The organism is Paenibacillus sp. LBL (assembly GCF_029893715.1).
Classification (GTDB): Bacteria; Bacillota; Bacilli; order Paenibacillales; family Paenibacillaceae; genus Paenibacillus_AQ; species Paenibacillus_AQ glucanolyticus.
The window spans coordinates 191,305-217,175 of the sequence record NZ_JARXYU010000004.1 but is presented as its reverse complement, the minus strand read 5'-3'; the positions used below and the strand labels follow the sequence as shown (position 1 = coordinate 217,175).

Sequence of the window (25,871 nt, the reverse complement as noted above, 5' to 3'; positions counted from 1 at the left end):
GGGTCTATGGGATAAAATCTTCGATTGAAAATGTAAACATGTCTCCCCTTCGCAAACAACGGTTTGTCTGAGGCACTATTCAAGCGCTGATTCCACTGCATCTGCACATTAAAAAAACCGGTCAAGGAGTCTCCTTAACCGGTTCATGCCACCATGTTTAGCGCCGTTATTTAATGCCTGCCTGTGCATCCTTCACGACTTCAACCGTTTCCTCAAGGCCGGTATCCGAATTAATATAGATCCGGTATTGCGAGCCGTTGATACGTCCGCCAAACTCGTAGCACAGCACATCCTCCGAACGGTCATTCTTAATTAATGCTTTGCGGTGATAAAGCACCTTGAATTCAGGGTTCAGCACTTTCTCCGCTTCTGCAAGACTCATCTTCGGCTGTGGAATTTGCCGCTTCATCTGGTGCTCATATACAAAGTCGCTGGCCTGAAAACCAATGACATCCCCGTTGTCCATCGCCGAACGAACGGTGATTTTCTCCGGATAGATCAGGACGCCGTCCTCTTCACGGACAAAAGAGAAGTTGGCGAGGTTGTCGTATTGGTCAGCTGAAACCACGGTCATGTCGGAGTAACCCTTTTTCGTCAGGAATTGCTGACCTTTGTCGATGGCATCCTGGACCGATACTTTCTTCGCACCGACCTTGCGCTCATCCGTATAGGAGATCAATTGCCCTCCTTTTTCGGTAAAATCCAGGCTGAGCATATGACCGTTCGGGTGTTTTACCTTAGCTGTATAGGATACCCATTCCGTGCCGCTGCCGTTCTTCGTGACTTGGACTTTGGCCTGGTTGCCAGCATCCGAGAACTTCAGCGCTTTCCGCTTCACATCCTCTTCCGAAATCGGCATGCCTGCCAACTGCTTGACAGAGCGTCTGTCATAAATGCTGCTGACCGACGGACCCCAGTCCAGCTCAGGGTAAGACTCGACTTTTTTGTCTACCGTTTTGAAACCATCGATAATGGAGTTATCTCCTACCTTGTTCGTGGCAAGTGCTGTTTCTACATCCATCCAGCGCAAGCTGTTGGTGATGACTTTGTTCTGCACATGCTGCAAATCCTTCGTAATTTCGCCGGAGTTGGCATATAGGGATTTCAGCGTTTTAACCTCATTGTCACTTAGCGGTTCCTTGGTGAAATCTCGGACACCTGTTTTATAGGCAAAATTCGATATCCGGGATAAGAATTCTTCGGTCTTGTTGAATGGCAGCAGCGTAAGCGGCAGCTGGCTGATCTCATTCTGTGCCTCGCTGGTCAGACGCCATACATTCATCAAGCCCTTCCGGTGCATCCCCTGGGAAGTAGAACTGACCGCAAGTGTGTTGCCGAGCTCGGAATGGATCCTGTCCATATTGTAGGACAAGTCGTGGAATGCCCGTTGGTATTGGTTCTCGGCGTTAATCAATATTGCGTTTTTCTCTTTATTCTCTTGATATCCCCATACCAGAGCCCCGATCAATAAAATTGTGGCCACAGGAAACAGAATAGCACTTAATCGTTTGTACATGATGCGATAGTCTCCTTTCTTCTACTCACTGAGGTTAGTTTGACTAGAAGGAAGAAGTCTTATGCATATCTGTATAATTACTTCATCATTTAGAAATCTTCCTCAATATCGAAGTGATCCCGGTTGTTGCACAGGCACTGCTTAAACCCGGTTTCGATCCGGCCATCTTCCTTCTTCCCGCGCAGAATAAAGCGCTCACCACAATCTTTGCAAAGGATTTTCACTTTTATACGCAAAAAAAAGACACCTCCCACTCTATATTTCCTTGGCTGACAGCCAAGGCCTATAGAATGAAGTGTGCCCTTATTTATTACGTGTTAACCTCTTCCTCCCGTTTTATGAAACGAAAAGGAGAACGGTTGTTAGCCCTTGAGATTTTACCCATGCCGCCATACCATAACAGCACCATCAGCGGCACGATGAACCATATCCATGAATGGGCCAGCAGATTCAGAATCAGGTCGTACAGACCGTGCCACATCCAAGGCAGGAGGAGGGACAAAGCTAGGAAAAATCTTCTCCGCTTTCCTTCCGTGAATCTCGCATGCCCCATGTAGTAACCCATGATGACACCGAACATCGCGTGCCCCGAAACGGGTAGCAGTGCCCGCAAGAACATGGGACCAAAAGCAGCCTGACTGTACCACGCGTAAAGCAAGTTCTCTACAGTAGCGAAACCCAGCGATATAGCCGCTGCATAAAGGATACCATCATAAGGCTCGTCAAATTCCTTGTGTTTGAAAATAATATGGTACATCATAAACCATTTCAGAAACTCCTCAACGCCCGCTGAAACGAACAGTGAGTTGACTACCGGATGATCGCCAAGCCATAGTATCATTCCCCGCTGCAAAATCATAATCGGGAAAACGATCAGAACCCCAAGCATAAACACCTTGATCACCATATGCAGGGGTTCTTGATCATACCTATCTTTCAGGTAAAAATACGTGAGCAATGCGAGTCCCGGCGCCAAAGCTGACGCAATTACCGAGAACACCAGCACTAAAAAATTCCCCTTCCGTTAGTTGCGGGCCTGAAGTCCGGCACGCACGCCCACATTGATTAACGCTGACGCTGGAAGTGTGTACAGATTACCTCAACTGCTTGCTGAGGCATCACTTTCTTCCCGTATTCCTCCAGCACAGCTTCCGTTACTGAGGAGGATTCGCCGAATTCAGCCAGCATGGCAATGACCGCCGGCAGCTTCTCGCTGTTCAGTTCCTCAGGATCGAAATACAAAAACCATTTATCCATATAGTGATAGAGCTTACCTGCTCCGTCTACAAGTTCCTTCAACATATGCGATGCTTCAATGAGCACTTCAAAATCTTGAAAAACATAGACGATGGTATCACTTTGATCCAGCGTTACTTCCATTTCATAAATCTCGTCCGGCATATCTTCTTCGGACAAGCTGCTAAAATGGTGATCGTATTTCCCTCTCGTCACAATAACCACCATGCCCTGGGCAGGCAGTGCAAACACCTCAACGGCAAGAGGTCCGGTGGCATCAAACCCGAGTTCACTGTAGGCCTGATCCATCATCTCCGTAAACAGGTCATAAACTTTCGGTATTTCCTGCCACATCTCTTCCTTCTGGATCCCACGCTCACTCAGATCGTCAAACGTGAGGAAAATCCGTATCTTATCTTGACTCAAACGCTCTATTTTCATGACAGGATCCTCCTTACGTAAACAAAAGTTTATAACAAATTATGATGTCTGGATTATGACGTGATAAAAATGGTTTTATATAATTGATTTTATCATTTAATACCCACAAATGCACGTAAATATGTAGCTGAAGAAAAAAGAATCATTCACAGGGATGTGAAGTCCACTCCCCGAGAATGATTCAAAAAGGTGCGTGTCGTTTACAAACCCGGTATGACGGTGTGAGTCTCTTTGAGAATCTGTTCGACTTCGTTCTTCACGTCTGGATTGTTGCGGATAAAGTCCTTTACTTGCTTCAGGTTGGCAGCTTTCGAATGGGTCGATGTCTGTCCACCAGAAGTTCTGTCGGAATGAGTGGAGCCGTTACGGCCTGAACTGGGAGACACGCTTTCATGGCTTGAGCCGTAGTTATGGCTTTTTGTGCCTTGAATTTTACTCATCGCGGTATCCGCAAAGCGGCCCAGGTTCACATCTTTCATCATGGAAGAGAAACCCATGTTTTTACGGGAAATCATCCGGCATGCAACGGCACCGATAATGACACCATATAGAAATGACGAAGTCTTCACAAATGATACCTCCTTCTATGTTAAACTCGAGATTATTGTTCTCGCACCGCCAGGAACTCATGCTACATAAATACAGGAAAGTGAGATGGAATCATGGTTAGAACACGAACAGTCCTTCTGCTGGCCTGCTGTCTTATGCTCAGTGCGTGCGGCAACAACGGCGCTGCTCAGAAGCAAGACGCGGCTGCGGAAGGCGGTAATGTGCCGACAACACAGCAAAATGAAACCGGGCAGGTGCCCCCTCCAAGCGGGAGTACCGACGCTGTAAACGAAACGGACAAGCCTGATCCGGAATTGAGTGCGAATGGATCTCAAGAACCGCCGACGGATGAACCGGATAAAAAGCCGGATGCAGTGGCTTCCGCCAAACCGCAATATCACATGAATAAAGTGTACCGGATTGTACCGAATGACGATTCTGTGCCAGACAAGGTGGTGCTGCTCACGTTTGACGACGGCCCCAAGGATGAGGACATGATTAACCAATTAATTGACACTCTCGACAAACATGAAGCCAAGGCCATCTTCTTCGTTAACGGATATCGAGTGAAAGAAAATCCCGAATTGCTGAAACTTATCCACGACCGCGGTCAAGTGATTGGGAATCATTCCTGGGATCATATCGATCTGAAAAAAGAGAGCAAACAGAACGTAGAGGAACAAATTGGGAATGTACAGAAAATCGTAAAGGAAACGATTGGTACGGAACCGAAGTTCTTCCGACCTCCTTTCGGCTCTGGCGGGGATACCGTCAAGGACATTGCCAAGGATCATGATTTGTTATTCATGACTTGGTCCAACGGCTCGCTGGATTGGGAAAGCAAAAACAAAAACAAACCCGATGCTGTGGTTAACAATGTACTGGAGCAGCTTCATCCCGGCAGCAACATCTTGATGCATGAGCTTCCCTGGACCGTCGAAGCACTTGACAGCCTGCTCACCAAGCTCGAGTCTAAAGGTTATGGATTTGTGGATCCTGGATTGATCGAACCGAAAATAAGATAACCCTCAATACAAAAAAGCCTTAATTCCGCCGTCATCACTTTGACGAGTTGGAATTAAGGTTTTTTGCGCAATGTAATGACATGATATTCGGCCGGACACTTCAAGCGCAGCGGGATGTGCGAGGTGCCAAATCCGCGGCTGATCAACATTCGGGAAGTGTGAAGGCTGTCGCCAACTTTTCTCGGCAGTGAATACCAACCTGATTTAAACTTCTTATAGAAGCGCTCCAGCCGTACGGCACCGGCAAAAGGAAGCACGATCTGTCCCCCATGCGTATGTCCTGCCAGCAGGAGATCACCGTTCGTTTCCTCCCTGTCCTTCACCCAGATCGGATCATGGACAAGGATGATGTGGTATGAATCTTCTTTTGGATTGCCGCGAAATTGCGTATACGGATGCTTTTTGCTTGCTGGCTGCCGAATTCCGCTCAGCGTTATACTCTCTTCATTCTTCTTCAGTGTAATTGTCTTATCACTCAACAAGGCAACCCCTGTCTCGCGCAGAACCTGACGAACCGCATCCTTGCCTGCATATAGATCATGATTACCCAGGACCGCATATACGGGGGCTATACGGAGCAGGACCGACATGTTATGCCTCATCCGCTGAAAGGATACCCCTTTTTCCGTAATATCTCCTCCAAGAAAAACGCAATCCACTGGCAAGAGATTGGAGGTCAGCTTCTGTTCTGACAAAACTCTGCGATGTATATCGGTTATGAACAATATTCGATACCCGTCAAAAGACTGAGGAATACGGTCGGATACAACTTCCTCTTCACGTATGCGATATCCTCCGGCTTCGGACCTCATCCAGCCGATTGTGCCTGCACCAACAGCCGCAGCACCGGCTAACCACATCAACACACTCATAATAACTCCTTTAATAATTCGCTTAATGGAGGCGCGCCGATCAGTCCCCACCACAACAGTCCTACCATTAATAATATGAATATGACAATCAATGAGTTCACAAACCATTTGCTCATTCTGACACGATAGGAGGAATACGTATTCGTTCGTTTAGGCGCCGATACCTCTTCCCCGGATTGACCTGAGCGTGACCTTGTCGATCTGGACCGGCTCAGTCCTTCAGTCGGACTGTCGTCCTGAAGTTTCTGCTCCACCGGTTCTTTATGTACCGATGATTTAGAGCGATTTAATGTATCTTCTGCACGTTGTGACTTTGATGCAGTTCCTTGTTCCGAAGCAGCGGGTGTCTTGTTCTTCCGGCCTTTATTGCGGCTCCGATGTCGTTCCATTCTGCTAAGCTCGTTCATTTTCCTCTTTCCTCCGAAATCGAATCAGCATCCCTGAGATGAAATCAATCAGAAAATGGCACAGTATAGGCGCCCACAGAGTACCTGTATGAATATAGACGTACCCCAGGCCATAACTGCTCAAGAAAACCCATCCTGTAGGAAGCCAATGCTTTAGATATCTGACATGTATAAGCGCGAACAAAATGCTGGTCCAGTAGGGTCCAAATGCATGCTGTACCGCTCCACGAAACAGAAGTTCCTCACATACAGATACGATCAGGGCAATCACCAAAATATGCCATACCGGCCTGTTCCGAAACAACATTTCATTGATTCCGCCGTCATCCATACTATCTTCAGATACAAAACGGGACAACACAAAATCCACAATCAGCATAGCTGCAGCAAGACCAAGACCCCAATATACAAACTCGACTTCTTTCGGAATGACAAACAGCTCAAACGGATTCCTCTTTTGAAACAAGATCCAGATCAAACCCACAATGAGGGTTAAGGCTTGGGTAAGATACAGATTGATAAGCAGCAGTCGGTCATTCAGTTGATGGGCTTCGATTCTTTTTACGCGTATTTTAAATTTTTTCATAGAAGATGGGCCTGTCTTTCATCTTGATATTTTAGGATAATCTTCGTGTACAACCTCAGTGATATAAGATTGATTCCATCATAGGCGGGCATAAGCATCATAGCAAATTACCGGCATGGTATTCAAGGCTATCCCCTGTTTCTTCGCTCTAAGGACGGAATAAACACCTATTGACACAATGTTAGAGCCATGATACATTATGAAAAAATTAATCTGTGAAAACCGATGATGGAAAAAAGAAGCTGCAACGTCCTCAGAGAGCCGATGGTTGGTGGAAATCGGTGGCGGTAAAGTATTCTTGAGCGTTCCTGAGATATTTCGCTGAACATTGAAGTAGGCGTAAATCGGATGATATCCGTTACCAATCATGGTCTGAACAGACCGCTTGAGGCTGCAGCAAGACAGCAGCGAATAAGGGTGGCACCACGAATAACTCTCGTCCCTTACTACGGAAGTAGTATGCGGATTGAGAGTTTTTTATGTTCCTGATTCTTTGTCACGACACCGCGTCAAACCTGTATAGAATTCTTCTGGCTTTACTAGGCAATCTTTGAGCGTGTATAACGGAATGCGCGCCAAGCGTAATCCTTATTCAATATTGCAGTACCGCATTTATAGAGGATTTTAAGGAGGAAGAGAAACCATGTTTAAAGTATTGGTATCGGATCCGATCAGTGATTTGGGGATTCAGCAGTTGATGGATGCTGCCGATGTGCAGGTAGACAAAAAAACCGGGCTCAGTGAAGATGAGCTCACTGCCATTATCGGTGAATACGACGGACTCCTCGTACGGAGTCAGACACGTGTAACAGAACGCATTATGAATGCAGGAACAAACCTCAAGGTGGTTGGCCGGGCTGGTGTCGGTGTTGACAATATTGACCTGGAAGCCGCTACGAAGCGCGGTATCGTTGTCATTAACGCTCCGGATGGCAATACGATTACAACGGCCGAGCATACCTTTGCTATGATGATTGCCCTTGCCCGCCATATCCCGCAAGCCTATGCAAAAACTATAGGCGGATCCTGGGATCGCAAATCCTTCCTCGGCGTCGAGCTGCGCAATAAAACGCTTGGCGTTATGGGAATGGGACGAATCGGCAGCGAGGTTGCCAAACGCGCCAAGGCATTCGGCATGAACATACTTGCCTTTGATCCGTTCTTAACGGAGGAGCGTGCAGACAAACTCGGCGTGAGTCTCTCCTCGGTGGATAACATTATCCGCAATGCGGATTTCATTACGGTCCATACTCCGCTTACTCCTGAGACCCGCCACATGATCGCAAGACCGCAGTTTGAAGTGATGAAACGCGGCATGCGTATCGTGAACTGTGCACGCGGCGGTATTATCGACGAGCGCGCACTGGTCGAAGCCATTGATGAAGGCATTGTAGCTGGAGCTGCTTTTGACGTATTCGAGCATGAACCGCCGGAAAGCGACCATCCGTTCCTGACCCATCCAAAGGTGATCGTGACTCCGCATTTGGGTGCATCTACGATTGAGGCTCAAGAGAACGTAGCCATCGATGTATCGGAGCAGGTGCTGCATATTTTGCGCAATGAGCCGTTTAAGAATGCCGTCAACTTCCCGCTTGTAGCAGCAAGCGTCATGAACAAACTCCAGCCATACTTCTCCCTCGGTGAGAAACTCGGCAGTGTAGCCGCGCAAATTACCGCGCACGCTGTGAAGGAGATTCATGTCGACTATGCGGGCGAGCTGGCTGAAGTGGATACCCAAGCGTTGACACGCTACATCGTAAAAGGCGTGCTTGAGCGTCATCTCGGAAACGAAGTGAACATTGTAAACTCCATGCACCTGGCCAAAAGCCGTGATCTGCATGTCGTTGTATCTCAAACACCAAAAACGAAAGACTTTACCAATCTGGTTACCGTTACGCTTAAAACCCAAAACGGTCTGGAGCGGATTGTAGCCGGTACACTCCTTCTCGGTTATGGGGAACGGATTGTCCGCCTTGACAAATTCCCGGTCGATATCTCGCCGGAAGGTCATCTGATTCTGATCTCGCATAACGATAAACCGGGCATTATCGGTCGTGTCGGGACGCTGCTCGGCGAGAACGATGTCAACATCGCCTCCATGCAGGTGGGCCGTAAAGTCATCGGCGGCGAGGCTATCATGCTTCTGACCGTAGATAAGGACGTGCCTAAAGATGTTCTGATCAAACTCACAGGGCTGGCAGAACTGAACACCGCGCAACAAATTGCACTGGGCTAAACAACTGATCCAGATAAACGCGGGTTAGTCGATGTTCCACGTAGAACAAGATTAACCCCTTTATTTCAACAAAAAAACACGCTCCATGTGAGCGTGTTTTTTCTTTTGTGCGGGCATTCCCTATGATTCTACCGCTTTTGTGGGAATGATCATCGTAAATATGGTGCCTTTGCCAACCTCACTCGTTGCGTTAATCGTTCCGTGATGCGCAGTCACGATGTTTTTCACAATGGCGAGACCAATACCGGTACCCACCGTTTCACCTCTTACACGCGCTTTGTCCGCCTTATAGAACCGTTCGAAAACAAAGGGCAGATCTTCGGGCGGAATGCCGACACCCTGGTCGCAGATTTTCACCTGAAGTGCTTCATCGTCCAAAAGGGTGATCCGGTCTGCGGTGATCTGGATTTGCTTGCCTGAAGGGGTGTGACGGAAAGCATTATCCAGCAGATTCGTAAGCACCTGCTCCAGCTTATCTTCGTCTGCTGCTTCAAGCATCAGATTCGGATGAAGTTTATTCAACTGAAGATCAATTTCCCGCTCCTTGGCACGCACGGCGAATTTCCGGTATACCCGCTCGCACAATTCACCGGCATCCATTTTCCTCAGTGACAACTCCGCGTGTCCCGCTTCCATGCGTGTCAAATCAAGCAGATCCTTCACCAAGCGCCCCATCCGTAGAGATTCCTCATGGATGACCTGGATAAGCTCCCTGCTCTCTTCCGGTGAAGCCGCCATGCCGTCAAGCAATGCTTCGCTGTAACCCTGCATCATCGACAGCGGTGTCCGGATTTCATGTGACACATTCGCAATGAAATCCGTACGCATCTTCTCCAGGGTCACCTGCTCGGTAATATCCCTGAGCACGACAACAGCGCCCCGGATCATATCGTCCGCGTACAGCGGGGCCATATGGGCCGACCATATCCCCTGCTTGACATGCAGGTCTGCACTCTGGTCCCTGCCTTCGTTCACGGTGCTGTAATAGAGCTCGCTCAGCGGCTTCGGCATTACATCAGCGGCCCAGCCGCCCCCTTGCAGCTCATCATCCCACTGCAGTCCCTTCCAGGTCTTCATGATTTCCTGTCCGGGCGGGTTCACCAGTATAACTTGACCATGATGGTCAAAGGTAATGACCGCGTCACTCATACTTCTCAGCACGCTGGACAGATGCTCCTTCTCATGGTTCAAATTACGAATATTTGTCTCCAGTTCGGCTGCCATATGGTTAAACGTATTGGCCAATTCACCGATCTCATCACTGGTTACCAGATTCAATCGTGTTCCGTATTTCCCTTTCCGAATATCATTGGCAGCCTCAATCAATTGCTGCATGGGCTGCGTGATCTTGGTTAACAGAAACAGTCCAAAAAAGGTGGTCATCGAGAATCCAATGATCGCCACATAAGTAAATAAACGTTTGATGGCATCCGAATTCGCAAACGTGGTGTCGATATACGGCAGCAAAAATAATCCGAGCGTCAGCAGTACGCACGCAACCAAACAGGTTATCGTAATCCACAGCTTGCCGACGAGTGATCTCCAGAAACTCACGTTACTTCGGTACCTCCAGCTTGTAGCCCACTCCCCACACGGTTGTAATCATCGCTGCGGAATCGGAGGATACCTTATTCAACTTCTCGCGCAATCGCTTCACATGGGTATCCACTGTGCGAAGATCACCGAAAAACTCATAATTCCATACATCCTTAAGCAGTTCTTCACGAGAAAACACTTTATCTGGCGAGGATGCCAAATAGTGAAGAAGTTCGTATTCTTTCGGCGTCAGGCTGATTTCGTGTCCTCCTGCCGTCACGCGGTGAGCGTCGTGCTCTATGACGAGATGCGGGAATACGATGCTGTTGCTTGGATTCGTTTCCTTGCTCAGGTAGGCAGTCGCTGAAGACCGGCGTAAAATAGCTTTTACACGATAGATAACCTCGCGCGGACTGAACGGCTTCACGACATAATCGTCGGCCCCCACTTCAAAGCCCTGTACGCGATTGATCTCCTCGCCCTTGGCAGTCAGCATCAGGATCGGCGTAGACTTCACCTGACGAAGACGCGTGCACACCTCGACGCCATCCATGCCGGGCAGCATGACATCCAGAATAACAAGTCCATAATCTTCTGAGCTGGCTTTGCGAAGCGCGGTCTCCCCATCCTCCGCCTCTTCGATTTCATAACCTTCCTTCTCCAGATACATCTTCAACAATCGACGAATCCGTTCTTCATCATCTACAACAAGGATACGATTTCCGTGCTCTGACATTGGCAGCAGCTCCTTCATGTTTATAGGGAAAATCAGAAGTGGCCCTCTTGAATAGGAAAGGGCCCTTCTGATTGTTAATTCATTGCTATTAAGTTAACCATTAATCGGTTCCGGCATAAGAGTGCAGGCCCGCAATAATCAAGTTAACGCCCACCAGCGTGAACATGACAACGATAAAGCCAATAACGGACAGCCAGGAGGAATGTTTGCCCTGCCAGCCCCGTGACAGCCGCAGATGGAGATATACGCTGTAGAAGAGCCAGGTGATAAGCGCCCATACTTCCTTTGGATCCCAGCCCCAGAATCGGCCCCAGGCAATTTCCGCCCAGATCATGGCGAATATGAGTCCGCCGAGCGTAAATACCGGGAAACCAATCGCAATGGCGCGATAACTGATCTCATCCAGATCATCCGGATCCAGTCTGCCGAGCGCAGGCTGGATGAACTTCGCCAGCGGCTTGCGCAGAATGAGACGGAGCAGACCGTACAGGATCAAACCGCTGAGCAGCGACCATATTACTGTATTCAGCTTACGTCCTGCATTCACCCCGTGCATCCATGACGGAGCTTCCATGAGCGGAGATTTCATGCCCAGGAAGGATTGCATACTCTCCGTCTCACTCTTATACGGTGCAACAAGTGGAGGCATGTTATATTCCACTTTTACTATTGTACTATTTTCTGTCTTCGGGTCAACCAATGTCTGGTTAAACTCGGCCTGATATCCGCCCGCACGGAAGCTGTATACCGACAAAATAAATCCGATCAGTACCACGATGGCAAACATGCAGAGCTCAAGCCAGCGCTGTTCCCTGCGCGAGCCCTTGTCAGTTCCGCTAAAGTTAACGGTACGAAGCAGGTGCATCAATCCGGCTATAAAACCTACGGCAAAAAACGCATCACCCAGCGCCGCCAATGTCACGTGAATCCCCAGCCAGTAGGATTGAAGCGAAGGAATGAGCGGCTGTACCTGCTGCGGAAATACGGCTGCATAAGCCATGATCAGTATAGCCAGCGGCAATGCAAACAATCCGAGCAGCGATTTTTTGTAGATAAAATAAAGGACTAGAAAAGCAATCATGATGGCCATCGACAAGAAGGACATAAACTCATACATGTTGCTGACAGGCACATGCCCCGAGCCTGCCCATCTTGTAAAGAAGTACAGCAAGTGGCCGATTAAACCGATCGTTGCTGTAACAAATGCAATCTTGCCCCACTTAGCCAAATGAGCTTCCGGATCCCGTTTACGGAACCGGCGTCCCATAACGGCAAGTGCATACATGATGAATGCCGCGCAGTATAAGGTAAAGGCTACAATAAAGGCGTCGCCGCTAAACTCAATTAGATTCATCCTTACTCCCCCTGTTATTCTCCAATGACTTTTCATCGACTTCGATATTCATTTGCTTGAGGATCGCGGAGATTTCCTTGCGAAGCCCAAACCAGTTTTTGTTCGTATGTGCGCCGAGAGTCAGTGTTTCGTTATCAATACGCAGCCAGATCCGGCGATGGGTGAAATAAAAGCCCATAATCAATCCAATCATGCCGATAAAACAACCCACCCATATGAATGGCATCGCTTTATCCACACGAATATTCAAATACGTCGTAGATTCCGAAAAGTCCACATCATCCATGCTGAGCACGTCCAGCGATACGAGCGACTCCCCACCCGCCAGCTGTGCATTGATTGCTTCCTGATTGAACCGTTCCTTATCGAGCTGCTTGGGAAAGTAGAAGTATTGAATGCCTTCCTTCGGCAGATCAGGCCCCTTAATCAGAAATAAGAATGCAGGCGCATTCGGGTTGGGTGACAGGTTGACCGGATTACCGTTATCGCCAAGTCCAAAATCAGTAAAGGATTGTGTAAGCGTTAACGTATATTCCCCTGCCTGATACTCCCTCTGGGGATCATTGATCGACAATGTAATCTTGCCAAATTCTTTACCGCTCTTACTATCAACCAGCACCGGCGAAACCGTACGAAGAATCGGGGTCAGGTCATAATCGAATTGGTAAGCTTTAAACCCTTTGTAATTGAGCGGATGATTAACCTCAATGTTATGGCGTGTCAATTCCACGAGTTGAGGCTCTTTATCCAGTCCATCGCAATTGGCCTCACACATATACAGAACAGCCTGGGTTTGGAATTCTTTTGGCAGCACTTTGTTCTTGCCTTTGAATTCTTCAGGCATATCCTCTTCCGTGTAGAATTCAACCTTAAATCCATTATTCAACAAATAATAACTGGTGTTCTTGATGTGCACAGGTTCCCCCTCGGGAAATGCCATGTGCTCGTCCATGTGCAGTCCGGGCAAATTCCGTCCGAGAACTGCAAGCAGGAATATAATGAGACCGATATGAAGCACATAAGGACCCCAGCGACTGAACCGCTGCTTCTCTGCCAGAAGCGTCCCGCCGTCCGTGCGAACCCGGTAGCCCTTCTTCTTGATTATCGGCTTCACCCGTTCGACCCACTCTGCTCCATCCTCCCCGACCTGCCCTTGATAGACAACTTTCTGACGGGTAAGAAATGACATATGCTTCGGGATACGCTGTCTGCTGAGTGCCTTGTAGAGTGGCAGCACACGATCAAGACTGCAGATGACAAGCGATGCGCCGATCATGACGAGCAGCAGCACGAACCACCATGATGTGTATGTATGTGACAGCCCGAGCAAGTAGTATATATGCCCCAGCTGCCCGTACTCCTCTTTGTAATAAACCGAGGGGTCAATATTGAGGAATGTGCTCTCTTGCGGAAAAATGGTCCCCAAAGAGGAGCCAATCAGGGTCAGCAAGATCAAATAAATGGCTACCTTTACCGAAGAAAAGAAATTCCATACCCGATCAATAATACCGGGATTTGCTTTTTGTGATCGACGGGCCACCCCGTCATAACGCATTTCCAGAACCGGCTGGGCCTCTGCTTCTTCGGTCAACGGCTTGCCGCAAGCCTCGCAAAGGACCGTCCCCGTCGGATTCTGGTGTCCGCAATCACACTTTGTGTTTTGGATCAAAGGCTTGGAACCTTGACTCATTTCGCATTCACCAACTGTTCAATTTGTTTGTCAAGGGTGTTCAAATCCAGTTCGCCTATACGAATATGGTCTATCTTGCCGGAGGCGGAAACAAAGAAGGTTGTTGGCATGGGTCCGACGCCAAAGCTGGCAACTGCATCCCGCTTAGGGTCCATCAAGATGGGGAACTGAACTCCCGTCTGAGCCACAAAATTCTCAACGGTCATCTTGTTCTCTCCCACATTTATGCCAATGATCTCAACGCCCTGACTGCTCCATTTCTCCCACTGAGCTTGAAGAGCCGGCATTTCCCGCACGCATGGCGGACAGTAGGTGCCCCAGAAATTAATAACCCTGGCTTTACCTTCATATTCACTCATGGTATGTACTTTGCCATCCATGCCTAGAAGTTCAAAATCCGCTGCCTTCTGTCCAACTTTGGGAACCTCGTCAGAGCCGAATACAACCGTTGCAACGGCGTACACTCCGACCAGGATGATGGCAAGCAGAATAACAATCTGTACGCTTTTCTTCGATTTGCCCATAAAGCAGCAGCTTCCTTTCTATGACATTCATCATATCGTATACTACGGGTGTGAACATCCTATGAACAATTATAACGAAATTTGTCATAAACGCCGCTCGCCATTTTGAATATTATGTGTCGGGTTTAACGTTTTTTCTTCGGATTCCCGCCTGGCTTCGCGGCTTTGGCCATCTGCATGAGCTGGTTGATTTCATCCGCTGTTAGATGGCGGTACAAGCCACGTTTTAAATTTTGCAGGAGCAGATCCCCGTAAGAGATCCGTTTCAAGCGCAATACCGGATGGGAAATGGCCTCAAACATCCTTCTCACCTGACGGTTACGGCCTTCGTGAATGGTGATGGATATAACGGATTGCTTATTATCAGGATCAACATCCTTGTATTCCACTTCGGCTGGCGATGTCATGCCGTCCTCCAGCATAATCCCCTGGCGCAGCTTGTCCAGCTCAGTACCATGAGGCACCCCTTTCACAGTAGCCAAATAGGTTTTTGGCACGTGATATTTGGGGTGGCTGAGCAGATTGGCAAATTCGCCGTCATTGGTCAGCAGCAGAAGTCCTTCTGTATCGTAATCCAATCGTCCAATCGGATAGACGCGCTCTTTTATGCCCTTCAGATAATCCGATACAATTTTTCGACCTTCGGGATCAGAAGCACTCGTAATGACTCCCTTCGGTTTATTCAGCATGACATATACCTTTTTCTCATGCTTGATCGGTTTGCCAGAAACCGTGATCATATCCTGGGCTGGATCGGCCTTCGTGCCGAGTTCGGTAACGGTCTCTCCGTTCACCTGCACCTTGCCTTCAAGAATCAATTCCTCGCACTTGCGGCGGGAAGCGACTCCGGCCTGTGCCATAATTTTCTGTAATCTCTCCATGTTCGTTAGGTCACCTCATCCCTAATGATAACCATCGACAGGATAAATCACAAGCGCGTTCCATGGAAAATGTGCTCCAGGGCAGGAGTCGGAGTGTGGAAATAAGTATAGCGGAGAAATATCATGAAGCCTGGACAGCTCCAAAATGATTTTGCTGGCGGTAAAAAGCTGGGTTTTCTGATCCAAATTCATGGACTCGTAACCGAGATTGAAGTCTCCTTCCAGGCAGATGTGTATGTGATCCCGCCGCATCAGCACAGACGAGGAAGAAACCGACCCATCCGGGTGGATCTTGAAATCCCAATTCGGCGGCTCCTGCTCGCATACGGTATGATGAATAACAAAACCCTCGAATTCCACTTGCGCCACCCCCACTACAATTCGTAATTGCAGCAGTATATGACACCGTGAAACCAAGGGTATAGGCATACGTCCTGTTACATCGAAAAACGTCCCGTCTTGTTGCATACCTTATCATACCATCGCACACTCCATAGGATATAGGGCTAACCAAAAACCAGCAAACAAACGGCGATTGCGGCAATAAACCCAACCAAATCGGAGAACAGCCCCACCTTCAGCGCATAACGTCCGTTGCGAATACCAACTGCGCCAAAATAAACGGTCAGCACATACAAGGTTGTATCCGTGCTCCCCTGTATAGTCGAAGCGATCCGGCCAATCATGGAATCCGGGCCGTATGCCCTGATCAGTTCCGTGGTGTAGGCAAGTGAACCGGTGCCTGTCAGGGGACGGAGTATGCCTAGCGGCAGTATCTCGCTTGGCACTCCCAATGAATGAAGAAAAGGGCCCGTCCAGCCCACAAAAAACTCCAGCGCGCCGGAAGATCGGAAAACACTGATTGCCACCATCATGCCGACCAAATGCGGAATGATCCCAATCGCCGTGGAGAAACCGTCTTTGGCTCCATCCACAAACGATTCATATACAGGAACTTTACGTGTATAAGCGTACAGAGGAATGAAGGCGATAATGACGGGAATGGACCATGCGGATACGAGGTTAATCCAAGACAGCAAAGTTCATCACCCCTTTACGTCCGGGCCCAGGCTTGTACCGATTCCCGGCGCCTTCTGGCAACGAATCGTGCGTCTGCGGTACCACCTGTCAGCCATAATTGCTGCCGCAGTAGCAACGGCTGTAGCCAATAACGTGGTGCCTACAATCTCTGAAGGATTGGCCGATTCATAATTCAGCCTGATCGCGATCAGCGTGGTGGGTATGAGCGTAATGCTTGCTGTATTTAATGCAAGCAGCGTACACATTGCTGGAGAAGCCGTCTCCTTGTCCGGATTCAGCTTCTGAAGCTCTTGCATCGCTTTAATTCCCATCGGAGTTGCCGCATTGCCCAGACCGAACAAATTAGCGCTCATATTTGACAGTATATAACCCATCGCGGGATGATTCTTGGGCACATCCGGGAACAGAAAGCGAACAACTGGCCCCAGCAGCTTGGCAACCTTTTTCAGCAGGCCCGAATCTTCTGCCAGCCGCATCATGCCAAGCCAGAACACCAGTATGCTGATCAGACCGAAGGAGACTGTCACCCCTGTTTGAGCTCCGTCAAATGCGGCTTTTGTGACGCTGTCAATGTTCCCGTTAATAGCCGCAAAACCAAACCCGACCAGTATCATCCCCATCCAAATCAAATTAATCATCTCTTCGCCCCCAGTTCGATGCCTCGCTGCATGAGAGTGTAAACAACTCTTCAGCGAAGACTAGTTATGATTGGCCCTGAACAGATGCCTGATCACTTCTCCGGCCGACTGCCATAATGACAACGAACCCAGCGGTCCGGATGTGCTTCTGGACTTCTGCATGACGTCCGGGGTTTCAGGAAGCCTGCTTCCTTCTTCGTAAACAGGAACTTTACCGATGCTGACGTTATCCAGCAGCAGTTCAATATGGCCGCGAAGTCCGAACGAAACATCCGGCGCAGTCGCTTTATGCAGAACGAGTCTCTTCACCAGGCGACTCTCCTCATCATGCGCAAACGCATAGGTGAAGGAACTTCCCGTGACAAGGGTGTATCCCTGGATTTTCTGCCCCTTTTCGGTAACCTTCTTTAGAGGAAAATGGGCAAATCCGTAATCCAGCATGTTGGAATGGTCGTTCCAGTCATTACCATCGTTCAGCGTTACGGCTGCAATCTGCTGGCCATTCCGGGTGGCGGAGCTCACCAGGCAGCGGAATGCTTTTTTGGTGTAGCCAGTTTTAACACCGTCGGCCCCTTCATAGAAACGAAGCATTTTGTTCTTATTGTCCCACTTGTAGTCCCATGACTCGTTTGGATTAGGCGCTTTTTTGGTTGGTGTTTTGACAATTTCGCTAAAAACAGGGTTCTTGAGTGCGTAAGCCGTCAGTTTGGCCATATCATTAGCCGAAGAGTAATGCTCGTCATGATCCAGTCCATGCGGGTTCATGAAATGCGAGTTCGTCATGCCAAGCTGGGCTGCCTTTTCGTTCATCAGCATCACAAAGCCTTCCTCTGTACCGCCGACATACTCGGCAATGGCTGTAGCGGCATCGTTACCCGAACGAAGCATGAGGCCGAACAGTAAATTCTCAAGGGTCATCTCCTCGCCCAGCTTCAAAAAGATAGAGGAGCCTTCCTTGGCAAAAGCATTTTTGGAGATCTTGACACGATCGTCCAGCTTGCCATGTTCAATCGCCACAATGGCTGTCATAATCTTTGTCAGGCTGGCGATTCTTAAGCGCTCATCACCGTTCTTGCTGTAAAGCATCCTCCCGGAAGTCACATCGATCAGCGCTGCGGCCTGAGCATGGTTCGCTGGCCCTTTCTCATGATCTGCATACACCACGGGCGCAATCGTAACCAGCAAGCAGCATACAGCGATTAACATGGATAACAAGGACTTGCCTTTTTTCCATTTCATTTTCATCATCTTATCCTCCGGTGTTCAGAAATCTTGTACAAGTATATGTCGCCTTCGCTTAAGGTATGTCCAATTCATCAGAGAAACGTCTACAGACAGATTTATACAGTTGCCATGGGGCGTTATTTAGAGGAGGTTTTCCTGCACGCATCATCTTAACGGCAAAAATCCCTTCCGTTAGGAACGGAAGGGATATGCTTGCTCCAATCAGTACGCAGGCGGTGGTGTTGTGCCAGTGCTGTTGCCTGTTTGAAACATCGACTGAATTTGCTCAAGCAAATACGGGGTTGAATCAATGATCCGTTCGAACAGATGGGTCTGGTTATCCAGCGGCACGATGTGCACGCCTTCTTTTCCTACGACTAGAAAAGCAATCGGTCTGATGGATACGCCACCGCCGCTGCCTCCGCCAAAAGGATGGGAAATATGGTCGCTATGCGTCCCGTCTGTGGAATGATGGTGTGTGCCACCGGCTTCAACATTGTAGTCGCTGCCGCCAGCTGCAAAACCAAAGGCCACTTTACTGATGGGCAAGATTACGCTGCCGTCAGGTGTATTAACGGGGTCGCCAACGATCGTATTTACGTCCACCATTCCCTTGATGTTCTCCATTGCCGTTTGCATCAAGCCTTGAATAGGGTGTTCTGCCATGATCTAACTCCTCCTTTCACCTTTAACACGCGAACTATAAGTACCAGTCCAGCATACATAGCTTTTCCGCAGGAGATTTTCGCTATACAGTATAGTTCAGTGGAAATTTGCGGCGGGCCATTAAATATCGGCACTACATCGATTTGAGGCATGTCCTTCATGTTTAAACGGTGGGACATCCATCCAAGAAGCGTATGCTTCACCCCATGCAGCATCCCGGTTGCAACGGCCGTATCTGCCGCATGTTCCAAGGCAATCCGCGTCGACCATCGGACATCCATGAGATGAACCGCCGCCATCGTCTGCTTAACCCATTTTTTAAGACCTTTCGTCGATAATAATGCCCGCACATAATCCCTGTATCGAATGGTTCTGCTTGAAGAAATCTTCTCCTTGTTAGAACCTAACGGGATCCCCTGTTCTCCGGGAACGGTCTCCTTCTTATATTCAATGCCACCGTTGGCCAGATGAAAGGGGACTTCATATTTGCGCGTAATCAAACCGAAAATCATCTTAAGTTCCGCTAACGCTTTATATTCATCTTTTCTTAGAACCACATCCAGCTTAATCGTTATCTTGGAACTCAGCACAACGATCAGCAATACGATGAGGAGGACAACCAGACCGACCGCCAGAAAAATCCAAACCCTCACAAAGTAACCCCCAAAACGAACTTAGTAAAATGTAATCCGCTTGGCTTAGTATGGCAAAATCTCCTCAAAATGATGCGAAAACTATCCCAGGTTCCCGATTTCATGTACTTTCAATCAAAAAAAATCCCGGACGGTGAATTCACCACTCCCAGGATCAGCTCTTACTTAAGGCTTATAATATTGAATAATGGCTAGCTTTCCTCCACATCATCAAATGTAAGCTGACGACCATCAAGCTTATCAAACAGCAACTGCGTTTCCTCTTCCAGATTATCGGTATCCTCAAACTGCGACGGCTCCGGCAAATCCTTGATATTGGCAAGTCCGAAATATTCGAGGAACGATTTGGTTGTACCATACAGAATGGGTCTGCCAATCGCCTCCGCTCGCCCGACTTCCTCGATCAAACCTTTACTGACAAGGGTGTGAATTGCCCGCTCGGACTTAACGCCGCGAATATCTTCAATCTCTACGCGCGTAATCGGCTGCCGATAGGCAACGATGGAGAGTGTTTCCAGCGCTGCTTGAGACAGTGAAGACCGTGAAGGCGAATAGGCCAGGCGTTCAAAATACGGCGCATGCTCAGACAATGTAGCCATTTTGTAGCTTCCCGCGATTTGAACAATCTGAATTCCGCGCTCCTGACGCTCCCACTCCTCCTTCATATCCTCAAGCGCTTCGCCAACCAGGCCATCCGACTGCTCGGTGATCTCAGCAATTTGCCTTACCGACAAGCCCTCTTCCCCCGATAGGAACAGAAGCCCCTCAATAATCGATTTCAGCTTCGGATAATCCATCAACACGTTCTTCCCCTCTCCACTCCATGACAATATCTTCAAACAACTTCTCTTGATAGCACAATATCTGTTTCATTTTCATCAATTCCAAAATGGCCAGGAAAGTCACTACGATTTCATGCCGTTCCATCTCTTCGTGAAGCAGCTTGGAGAACAGCACACGTCCTCCCGGTCCCACTTGCTCCAGGGCATCCATGACTTGACGAATCCGATCCTTTACCGATATTTCATCCCGCTGAATACGGGCATACGATGTACGTTTGACTGCTTTGTTTAACGCTTTTTGAAAAGCACTGATCAAATCTGAAATGTGCAGCCCCAGCACCGGGTTCTCTTCCACCTCAGGCATAAAAGGAGTGAGGTCTTCCGCTTCCTTGGAGTAGATCAGACTCCGCTCCCATTCCTTCTCATGAAGATGGCGGGCAATGCCTTTGTATTTGCGATATTCGATCAGCTTCTGTATAAGCTCCGCTCTCGGATCCATGTCGTCCTCATCATAAAAATCGAACTCGTCCATTTCGATAACCGGGGGCTTCGGAAGCAGCAGCTTGCTCTTTATAGACAGCAGCGTTGCAGCCATTACCAGAAATTCGCTTGTAATTTCGAGCTCCAGCTCCTGCATATTGTGCAAATAGGCCATGTATTGTTCGGTAATCTCGCTGACGGGGATATCCTGGATGTCGATTTCCGCTTTATCAATCAAATGCAGCAGCAGATCGAGCGGTCCTTCAAACGTTTCCAGCTTGTATAATACGGTCACGGTGAATCCTCCCGCCAAAAAATAAAATGCAGTGCTCTGAAAAAGAGCACTACATTAAATAAGCACTATTTTAGGCTTTTCGTCAAGTTTGCCATTTCGATGGCCGCCATGGCTGAATCCCAGCCTTTGTTACCGGCTTTCGTTCCCGCACGCTCCACGGCTTGTTCGATATTCTCTGTCGTTACCACACCGAAAATGGTAGGTACGCCGGTCTTCAGGTTAATGGCCGATACGCCCTTAGCCACTTCGTTGCACACATAATCATAATGGGTAGTGGAGCCGCGGATGACGGTTCCCAGGGTGATAATGGCATCATATTTGCCGCTTTCTGCCATCTTCTGGGCAATGAGCGGGATTTCAAACGCTCCCGGCACCCAGGCCACATCGACTTCATTCTCCTGGGCTCCGTGACGCTTCAATGCGTCGAGTGCGCCGCTCAGCAGCTTGCTGGTAATAAATTCATTGAAACGACCCACGACAATACCGTATTTCAGACCTTCGGATACTAATTTACCTTCAAATATTGTTGCCATAATGGGATGACTTCCTTTCGGATTGGAGTTTATATAAGGTCTCACTGGTGTTTACAATTGCTCCTTGAAGCCCGCTGCGCTGACGGCTGCTGCTTCCGATCGCTGTTAACTCCTGATTTCAGGATTTATTTTCCAAGGTGGAAATCAGGAGTTAAAGGCGACCGCTAACGCTTCTCCAGCAGCATTCCGTCCTCTTCGCTCGGTCTATCTAAGAAGCAACCAAAAAACCAGATTGACCTATTATTTTGTTGGTGATTAGTTGGTGCTCTCGTTCTGCTCGATATCATCGAATTTCAGCATATGACCGAGCTTCGCTTGCTTCGTATGAAGATAGCCGGTGTTATCCTCGTTCTCCGGCATCTGGATCGGCACGCGTTCCACGACCTCCAAGCCATAGCCCTCCAAGCCTTTGATTTTGCGCGGATTGTTTGTCAGCAGGCGGATCTGCCTTACGCCCAGATCCTTCAGAATCTGAGCTCCGATGCCGTAATCCCGCAAATCGGCGGCAAAGCCAAGCTTTAGGTTCGCGTCAACCGTGTCCAGACCTTCTTCCTGCAGTTTATAAGCTTTCAGCTTATTGATCAGGCCAATGCCACGCCCTTCTTGACGCATGTAGAGAAGAACGCCTCTTCCCGCCTCATCAATTTGACGGAGTGCCGCCTCGAATTGAGGACCGCAGTCACAGCGATGGGAGTGAAACACATCACCTGTCAGGCACTCGGAATGCACACGCACCAGGACAGGCTCGCTGCCGTCAATCTCCCCTTTCACCAAGGCAATATGCTCTTTATTGTCCACATCGTTGGTATAGGCAACAGCCTGGAACACGCCGAAATCGGTAGGCATCCGTACAGATACCTCTCGCTGGACAAGCTTTTCCTTCTCATTGCGGTAATGAATCAGATCCTTGATGCTGATCAGCTTCAAGTCATGTTTCTTGGCAATCTCCACCAGATCCGGAAGTCGTGCCATTGTACCGTCCTCCTTGATCACCTCACAGATGACCCCGGCAGGATAGGACCCGCTTAATCTGGCAAGATCTACAGCAGCCTCTGTATGGCCGGCCCGGCGAAGGACTCCGCCGTCTTTGGCTATAAGGGGAAACATATGCCCCGGTCTGCGAAAATCAGCCGCGGTTGCGCTTGAATCCATGATGCCCCGAACGGTCACGGACCGTTCATAAGCGGAGATGCCTGTCGTGGTATGCTTATGATCAATAGAAACCGTAAAGGCCGTTCCATGATAGTCCGTGTTCTGGGTAACCATCGGTTTAAGATCAAGCTCCTGTGCCCGGGACTGCGTCATCGGCAGACATACCAGCCCCCGGCCTTCTGTAATCATGAAATTAATGACTTCCGGAGTTGCCTTGTCGGCAAGTGCGATGAAGTCCCCTTCATTCTCACGGTCTTCATCGTCTACTACAATGACAACCTTGCCTTCCTTCAAATCTGATAACGCCTCTTCGATGGTATGAAATGAAAAGCGCTCTTCCATTGCTACTCCTCCTTCTTCTCATGGAGATACCTGTATGAATATCAGCTAGGCAAATCCATGCTCGGCAAGGTAATCCCTGCTGATTCCCGGGTTCGGCCCACGTCTGCTGCCCGCACCCTCCGAGCCGTAATGCAGCAAGTGGTCCACATATTTACCAAGAATGTCGCATTCGATATTAATCGTATCGCCCGCTTTTTTATAGGCCAGCACAGTCTCGGCCAGCGTGTGGGGGATGATGGAAACCGTAAAGGAGGAATCCGTTGTTTTCACAACGGTCAAGCTGATTCCATCCAGTGTAACCGAGCCTTTGGGGATGATGTATTTAAACAAGTCATCTTGCGAAGGTGCAATCTCATAGACCACCGCATTCTGATCAGCCTGCACGCTGCGAATCACGCCGACTCCATCCACATGTCCCTGGACGATGTGGCCCCCGAATCTGCCTCCGGCCGCCATTGCCCGTTCAAGATTCACCTTTCCACCTGGTTGAAGCTCCTTAAGGTTGGTATTTCTATAGGTTTCCGGCATCACGTCAACCGTAAATATCCCTCGATCTATCGTCGTTGCAGTCAAGCATACGCCATTGACCGAAACGCTGTCACCCAGCTTCAAATCCTCCATGATCCGGCTGGCCGAAATGCTCAGCAGCATGGCTTCGCCTTTGCGGCCAATTCGCCTCATCTCACCTATTTCCTCAACCAATCCCGTAAACACAGGCTTCCCTCCTTCCTTCCCGATGTCTTACATCCAGACCGGAATGCCGGTGATGTAAATATTGTCGCCCAGTCTTTTACTTTCAAGCCCTGTCAGCACGATGGCTTGGTTCATTTGCTCATAACCGCTAAACATGAAATTCCCCGGAGCATCGTACCCTCCAATGATTTTTGGGGCAATAAACTGAATAAGCCGATCCACAAGCTTCTGTTCCAGCATGGCGCCGTTCAGTGTGCCGCCTCCTTCAAGCAGAATCGAGGAAATGCCCATCTGGCCGAGCTTCGCTATGGCCGCCTTCAGATCAACGCGCGGACCTTCCCCGCATGGGATCACTTGAATTTCCCGCTCCTCCAGCAATGTCCGCTTGCCTTCATCTGCCTGCTCCGTTGTCAAAATCCAGGTGGGTGCCGTTCCGTCCGATACCACATGACTATCAAGCGGCATTCGCAGGCTGGAGTCCACAATGATCCTGACCGGATGCAGCCCTCCAACACTCAGTCTCGTTGTCAGGCTTGGATTGTCCGCAATAACCGTGGACACCCCGACCATAATGCCTTGATGACGATGACGAAGTGTGTGAACTAGCTCCCTGGATTCTTCGCTCGATATCCACTTGCTATCACCGGTTTTCGATGCAATCTTGCCATCCAGCGTGCTTGCTGTCTTCAACGTGACGAACGGCTGACCCGTCGTAATGAATTTAATGAAGGCTTCGTATAAGCGAAGCGCACGTTCTCTCAAGATCCCTGTCACGACCTCGATTCCGGCTGCCCGCAGCATCTGGATGCCTTTGCCCGCAACGAGCGGATTCGGGTCCTCACACGCCACGACCACCCGCTTGACCCCTTCGGCGATCAACCTTTCGCTGCAAGGAGGTGTCGATCCGTAGTGGCTGCAAGGCTCCAGCGTCACATACACCGTGCTGCCAGCCGCTTTGGTTCCGGCCATGTTCAAGGCATGAATCTCGGCGTGCGGGGTTCCACGCTCCAGATGGGTTCCCACTCCTGCAAGCGCACCATCCTTCACAATGACACAGCCGACAACCGGGTTGATACCCGTCTGTCCTTGAGCACGTTCGGCCAGGTCCAGTGCAAGTGACATATAGAATTCATCGTTGACGATATCCATGGTACACATGGGCCCCCTCTCACAACCTCCATAAAAAATAAAGTGATCGATGTACATTCCACATTGTTAGACTGCAGTTAGCAGTAATTGGTCTTTCGATATCATAAAAGCCCCTGTTTCAAAGGGGGCATACTCTCTGATATCTAAAAAAGCCCTGCTTCAGATTCAGAAGAATCCGGAACAGGGCTTGATGGAAGTTAAAGGATGACAAGGTAAATAACCGTCATGAACGCAGGTTTTGCCTACAACAAACAACTCAAAGCCATACACAGCGACAACAAATAATCGCCAAAGCCTGCTTTGATTCGCATGTGAAAACCTGCACATAACGCATGTCACGATCTGTGCATAGACACGACTGCACTTGCTGCCGCCAATGTGTCTTTCACTCCTTCTCCCATCCAGACTATACTGTCGGTCCCGGATTTGCACCAGGTCCACCGCATACGGTGTCATTCACACACGTATCCGGGTCACGGACTAAGATGCAGTCATTGGCTAACATTACGTTAAGCCCACTGCATTCATCACCGCCGGTAGGGAATTTCACCCTGCCCCGAAGGATTAAACTTATGAAGTTGTTTTATCTTATGATGAATCTTATCACCACCTTTTGAAAATTGCAAGGAAAAAC

Annotated in this window: 28 protein-coding genes, 1 riboswitch and 1 other annotated feature; of the genes, 3 read left to right on the top strand and 25 right to left on the bottom strand. The window is 49.0% G+C overall.

Annotated elements, in window-relative coordinates; all coding sequences use genetic code 11:
* Nucleotides 1–166 precede the first annotated feature (166 nt).
* From ypeB to M2277_RS12165, 5 genes are all read right to left on the bottom strand, one after another.
* The gene (gene ypeB, locus M2277_RS12185; RefSeq protein ID WP_280754832.1) at nt 167–1,516 is read right to left on the bottom strand and encodes a germination protein YpeB; all 1,350 of its coding nucleotides are present in this window, start codon (nt 1,514–1,516) and stop codon (nt 167–169) included.
* Between the two features lie 89 nt (nt 1,517–1,605).
* On the bottom strand, nt 1,606–1,752 hold the full coding sequence (locus M2277_RS12180) for a hypothetical protein (RefSeq protein ID WP_006209446.1): 147 nt from the start codon (nt 1,750–1,752) through the stop codon (nt 1,606–1,608).
* A 74-nt stretch (nt 1,753–1,826) separates the two neighbouring features.
* Nucleotides 1,827–2,522 (bottom strand): glutamic-type intramembrane protease PrsW, encoded by a 696-nt coding sequence (gene prsW / locus M2277_RS12175; protein WP_006209445.1) that lies wholly within the window; start codon nt 2,520–2,522, stop codon nt 1,827–1,829.
* Between the two features lie 59 nt (nt 2,523–2,581).
* The gene (locus tag M2277_RS12170) at nt 2,582–3,193 is read right to left on the bottom strand and encodes a genetic competence negative regulator (RefSeq protein ID WP_006209444.1); all 612 of its coding nucleotides are present in this window, start codon (nt 3,191–3,193) and stop codon (nt 2,582–2,584) included.
* Between the two features lie 200 nt (nt 3,194–3,393).
* Complete coding sequence (locus tag M2277_RS12165) at nt 3,394–3,762, bottom strand: hypothetical protein (protein ID WP_006209443.1); 369 nt, start codon at nt 3,760–3,762, stop codon at nt 3,394–3,396.
* A gap of 93 nt (nt 3,763–3,855) precedes the next feature.
* Here M2277_RS12165 and M2277_RS12160 point away from each other — a divergent pair, with 93 nt between their 5' ends.
* Nucleotides 3,856–4,767, top strand: a complete 912-nt coding sequence (locus M2277_RS12160; protein WP_063479125.1) for a polysaccharide deacetylase family protein — start codon at nt 3,856–3,858, stop codon at nt 4,765–4,767.
* Between the two features lie 53 nt (nt 4,768–4,820).
* Here the strand turns inward: M2277_RS12160 and M2277_RS12155 are convergent, their stop codons facing one another.
* Genes M2277_RS12155 through M2277_RS12145 form a run of 3 tightly spaced genes read right to left on the bottom strand, consistent with a single transcriptional unit; the run spans nt 4,821 to nt 6,632 of the window.
* Nucleotides 4,821–5,639, bottom strand: a complete 819-nt coding sequence (locus M2277_RS12155) for a metallophosphoesterase (RefSeq protein WP_006209441.1) — start codon at nt 5,637–5,639, stop codon at nt 4,821–4,823.
* Nucleotides 5,636–6,046 (bottom strand): hypothetical protein, encoded by a 411-nt coding sequence (locus M2277_RS12150; protein WP_006209440.1) that lies wholly within the window; start codon nt 6,044–6,046, stop codon nt 5,636–5,638. The genes M2277_RS12155 and M2277_RS12150 overlap by 4 nt, the downstream gene beginning before the upstream one ends.
* Entirely contained in the window at nt 6,033–6,632 is a 600-nt protein-coding gene (locus M2277_RS12145; RefSeq protein WP_006209439.1) for a CPBP family intramembrane glutamic endopeptidase, read from the bottom strand. The genes M2277_RS12150 and M2277_RS12145 overlap by 14 nt, the downstream gene beginning before the upstream one ends.
* Nucleotides 6,633–6,848: 216 nt before the next feature.
* Nucleotides 6,849–7,079: a binding site (T-box leader), on the top strand.
* A 196-nt stretch (nt 7,080–7,275) separates the two neighbouring features.
* On the opposite strand from M2277_RS12145, the gene serA reads away from it, so the two are divergent.
* Nucleotides 7,276–8,868: a phosphoglycerate dehydrogenase gene (gene serA, locus M2277_RS12140; RefSeq protein ID WP_006209438.1), complete on the top strand. Its 1,593-nt coding sequence runs from the start codon at nt 7,276–7,278 to the stop codon at nt 8,866–8,868.
* 120 nt (nt 8,869–8,988) lie between these two features.
* Here the strand turns inward: serA and M2277_RS12135 are convergent, their stop codons facing one another.
* The 6 genes from M2277_RS12135 to M2277_RS12110 form a co-directional block, all read right to left on the bottom strand.
* The gene (locus tag M2277_RS12135; RefSeq protein ID WP_036636815.1) at nt 8,989–10,422 is read right to left on the bottom strand and encodes an ATP-binding protein; all 1,434 of its coding nucleotides are present in this window, start codon (nt 10,420–10,422) and stop codon (nt 8,989–8,991) included.
* Nucleotide 10,423: 1 nt separating this feature from the next.
* Complete coding sequence (locus M2277_RS12130) at nt 10,424–11,140, bottom strand: response regulator transcription factor (protein WP_006209436.1); 717 nt, start codon at nt 11,138–11,140, stop codon at nt 10,424–10,426.
* 100 nt (nt 11,141–11,240) lie between these two features.
* Entirely contained in the window at nt 11,241–12,494 is a 1,254-nt protein-coding gene (ccsA, locus tag M2277_RS12125; protein WP_006209435.1) for a cytochrome c biogenesis protein CcsA, read from the bottom strand.
* Nucleotides 12,481–14,184, bottom strand: coding sequence for a cytochrome c biogenesis protein ResB (gene resB / locus M2277_RS12120; protein WP_006209434.1), 1,704 nt, complete (start codon nt 14,182–14,184; stop codon nt 12,481–12,483). The genes ccsA and resB overlap by 14 nt, the downstream gene beginning before the upstream one ends.
* Nucleotides 14,181–14,708: a redoxin domain-containing protein gene (locus M2277_RS12115; RefSeq protein WP_036636810.1), complete on the bottom strand. Its 528-nt coding sequence runs from the start codon at nt 14,706–14,708 to the stop codon at nt 14,181–14,183. Before M2277_RS12115 ends, resB begins: the two co-directional genes overlap by 4 nt.
* A 125-nt stretch (nt 14,709–14,833) precedes the next feature.
* Nucleotides 14,834–15,589: a pseudouridine synthase gene (locus M2277_RS12110; RefSeq protein WP_006209431.1), complete on the bottom strand. Its 756-nt coding sequence runs from the start codon at nt 15,587–15,589 to the stop codon at nt 14,834–14,836.
* 123 nt (nt 15,590–15,712) lie between these two features.
* Here M2277_RS12110 and M2277_RS12105 point away from each other — a divergent pair, with 123 nt between their 5' ends.
* On the top strand, nt 15,713–15,976 hold the full coding sequence (locus M2277_RS12105; protein WP_280754831.1) for a hypothetical protein: 264 nt from the start codon (nt 15,713–15,715) through the stop codon (nt 15,974–15,976).
* Between the two features lie 119 nt (nt 15,977–16,095).
* Here the strand turns inward: M2277_RS12105 and M2277_RS12100 are convergent, their stop codons facing one another.
* From M2277_RS12100 to ribD, 11 genes are all read right to left on the bottom strand, one after another.
* Nucleotides 16,096–16,629, bottom strand: a complete 534-nt coding sequence (locus tag M2277_RS12100; protein WP_006209429.1) for a spore maturation protein — start codon at nt 16,627–16,629, stop codon at nt 16,096–16,098.
* A gap of 6 nt (nt 16,630–16,635) precedes the next feature.
* Nucleotides 16,636–17,268 carry a nucleoside recognition domain-containing protein gene (locus M2277_RS12095; RefSeq protein WP_280754830.1) on the bottom strand — a complete coding sequence of 211 codons (633 nt, stop codon included), beginning with the start codon at nt 17,266–17,268 and terminating at the stop codon, nt 16,636–16,638.
* A gap of 60 nt (nt 17,269–17,328) precedes the next feature.
* Nucleotides 17,329–18,516 carry a D-alanyl-D-alanine carboxypeptidase family protein gene (locus M2277_RS12090; RefSeq protein WP_280754829.1) on the bottom strand — a complete coding sequence of 396 codons (1,188 nt, stop codon included), beginning with the start codon at nt 18,514–18,516 and terminating at the stop codon, nt 17,329–17,331.
* Nucleotides 18,517–18,714: 198 nt separating this feature from the next.
* Complete coding sequence (gene ytfJ, locus M2277_RS12085; RefSeq protein WP_006209426.1) at nt 18,715–19,158, bottom strand: GerW family sporulation protein; 444 nt, start codon at nt 19,156–19,158, stop codon at nt 18,715–18,717.
* On the bottom strand, nt 19,131–19,811 hold the full coding sequence (locus M2277_RS12080) for a DUF2953 domain-containing protein (RefSeq protein WP_006209425.1): 681 nt from the start codon (nt 19,809–19,811) through the stop codon (nt 19,131–19,133). The genes ytfJ and M2277_RS12080 overlap by 28 nt, the downstream gene beginning before the upstream one ends.
* 191 nt (nt 19,812–20,002) lie before the next feature.
* The gene (gene scpB, locus M2277_RS12075) at nt 20,003–20,608 is read right to left on the bottom strand and encodes an SMC-Scp complex subunit ScpB (protein WP_006209424.1); all 606 of its coding nucleotides are present in this window, start codon (nt 20,606–20,608) and stop codon (nt 20,003–20,005) included.
* The gene (locus tag M2277_RS12070) at nt 20,577–21,368 is read right to left on the bottom strand and encodes a segregation and condensation protein A (RefSeq protein WP_006209423.1); all 792 of its coding nucleotides are present in this window, start codon (nt 21,366–21,368) and stop codon (nt 20,577–20,579) included. The genes scpB and M2277_RS12070 overlap by 32 nt, the downstream gene beginning before the upstream one ends.
* Nucleotides 21,369–21,433: 65 nt before the next feature.
* Nucleotides 21,434–21,901 carry a 6,7-dimethyl-8-ribityllumazine synthase gene (ribH, locus tag M2277_RS12065; protein ID WP_006209422.1) on the bottom strand — a complete coding sequence of 156 codons (468 nt, stop codon included), beginning with the start codon at nt 21,899–21,901 and terminating at the stop codon, nt 21,434–21,436.
* 255 nt (nt 21,902–22,156) lie between these two features.
* Nucleotides 22,157–23,395: a bifunctional 3,4-dihydroxy-2-butanone-4-phosphate synthase/GTP cyclohydrolase II gene (locus M2277_RS12060; RefSeq protein ID WP_006209421.1), complete on the bottom strand. Its 1,239-nt coding sequence runs from the start codon at nt 23,393–23,395 to the stop codon at nt 22,157–22,159.
* Nucleotides 23,396–23,440: 45 nt separating this feature from the next.
* Nucleotides 23,441–24,109 (bottom strand): riboflavin synthase, encoded by a 669-nt coding sequence (gene ribE, locus M2277_RS12055; RefSeq protein ID WP_006209420.1) that lies wholly within the window; start codon nt 24,107–24,109, stop codon nt 23,441–23,443.
* A 27-nt stretch (nt 24,110–24,136) separates the two neighbouring features.
* A complete protein-coding gene (gene ribD / locus M2277_RS12050) occupies nt 24,137–25,237 on the bottom strand; it encodes a bifunctional diaminohydroxyphosphoribosylaminopyrimidine deaminase/5-amino-6-(5-phosphoribosylamino)uracil reductase RibD (RefSeq protein ID WP_280754828.1) in 1,101 nt (366 codons plus the stop codon).
* A gap of 385 nt (nt 25,238–25,622) precedes the next feature.
* Nucleotides 25,623–25,805, bottom strand: a riboswitch (FMN riboswitch).
* Nucleotides 25,806–25,871: the final 66 nt, after the last annotated feature.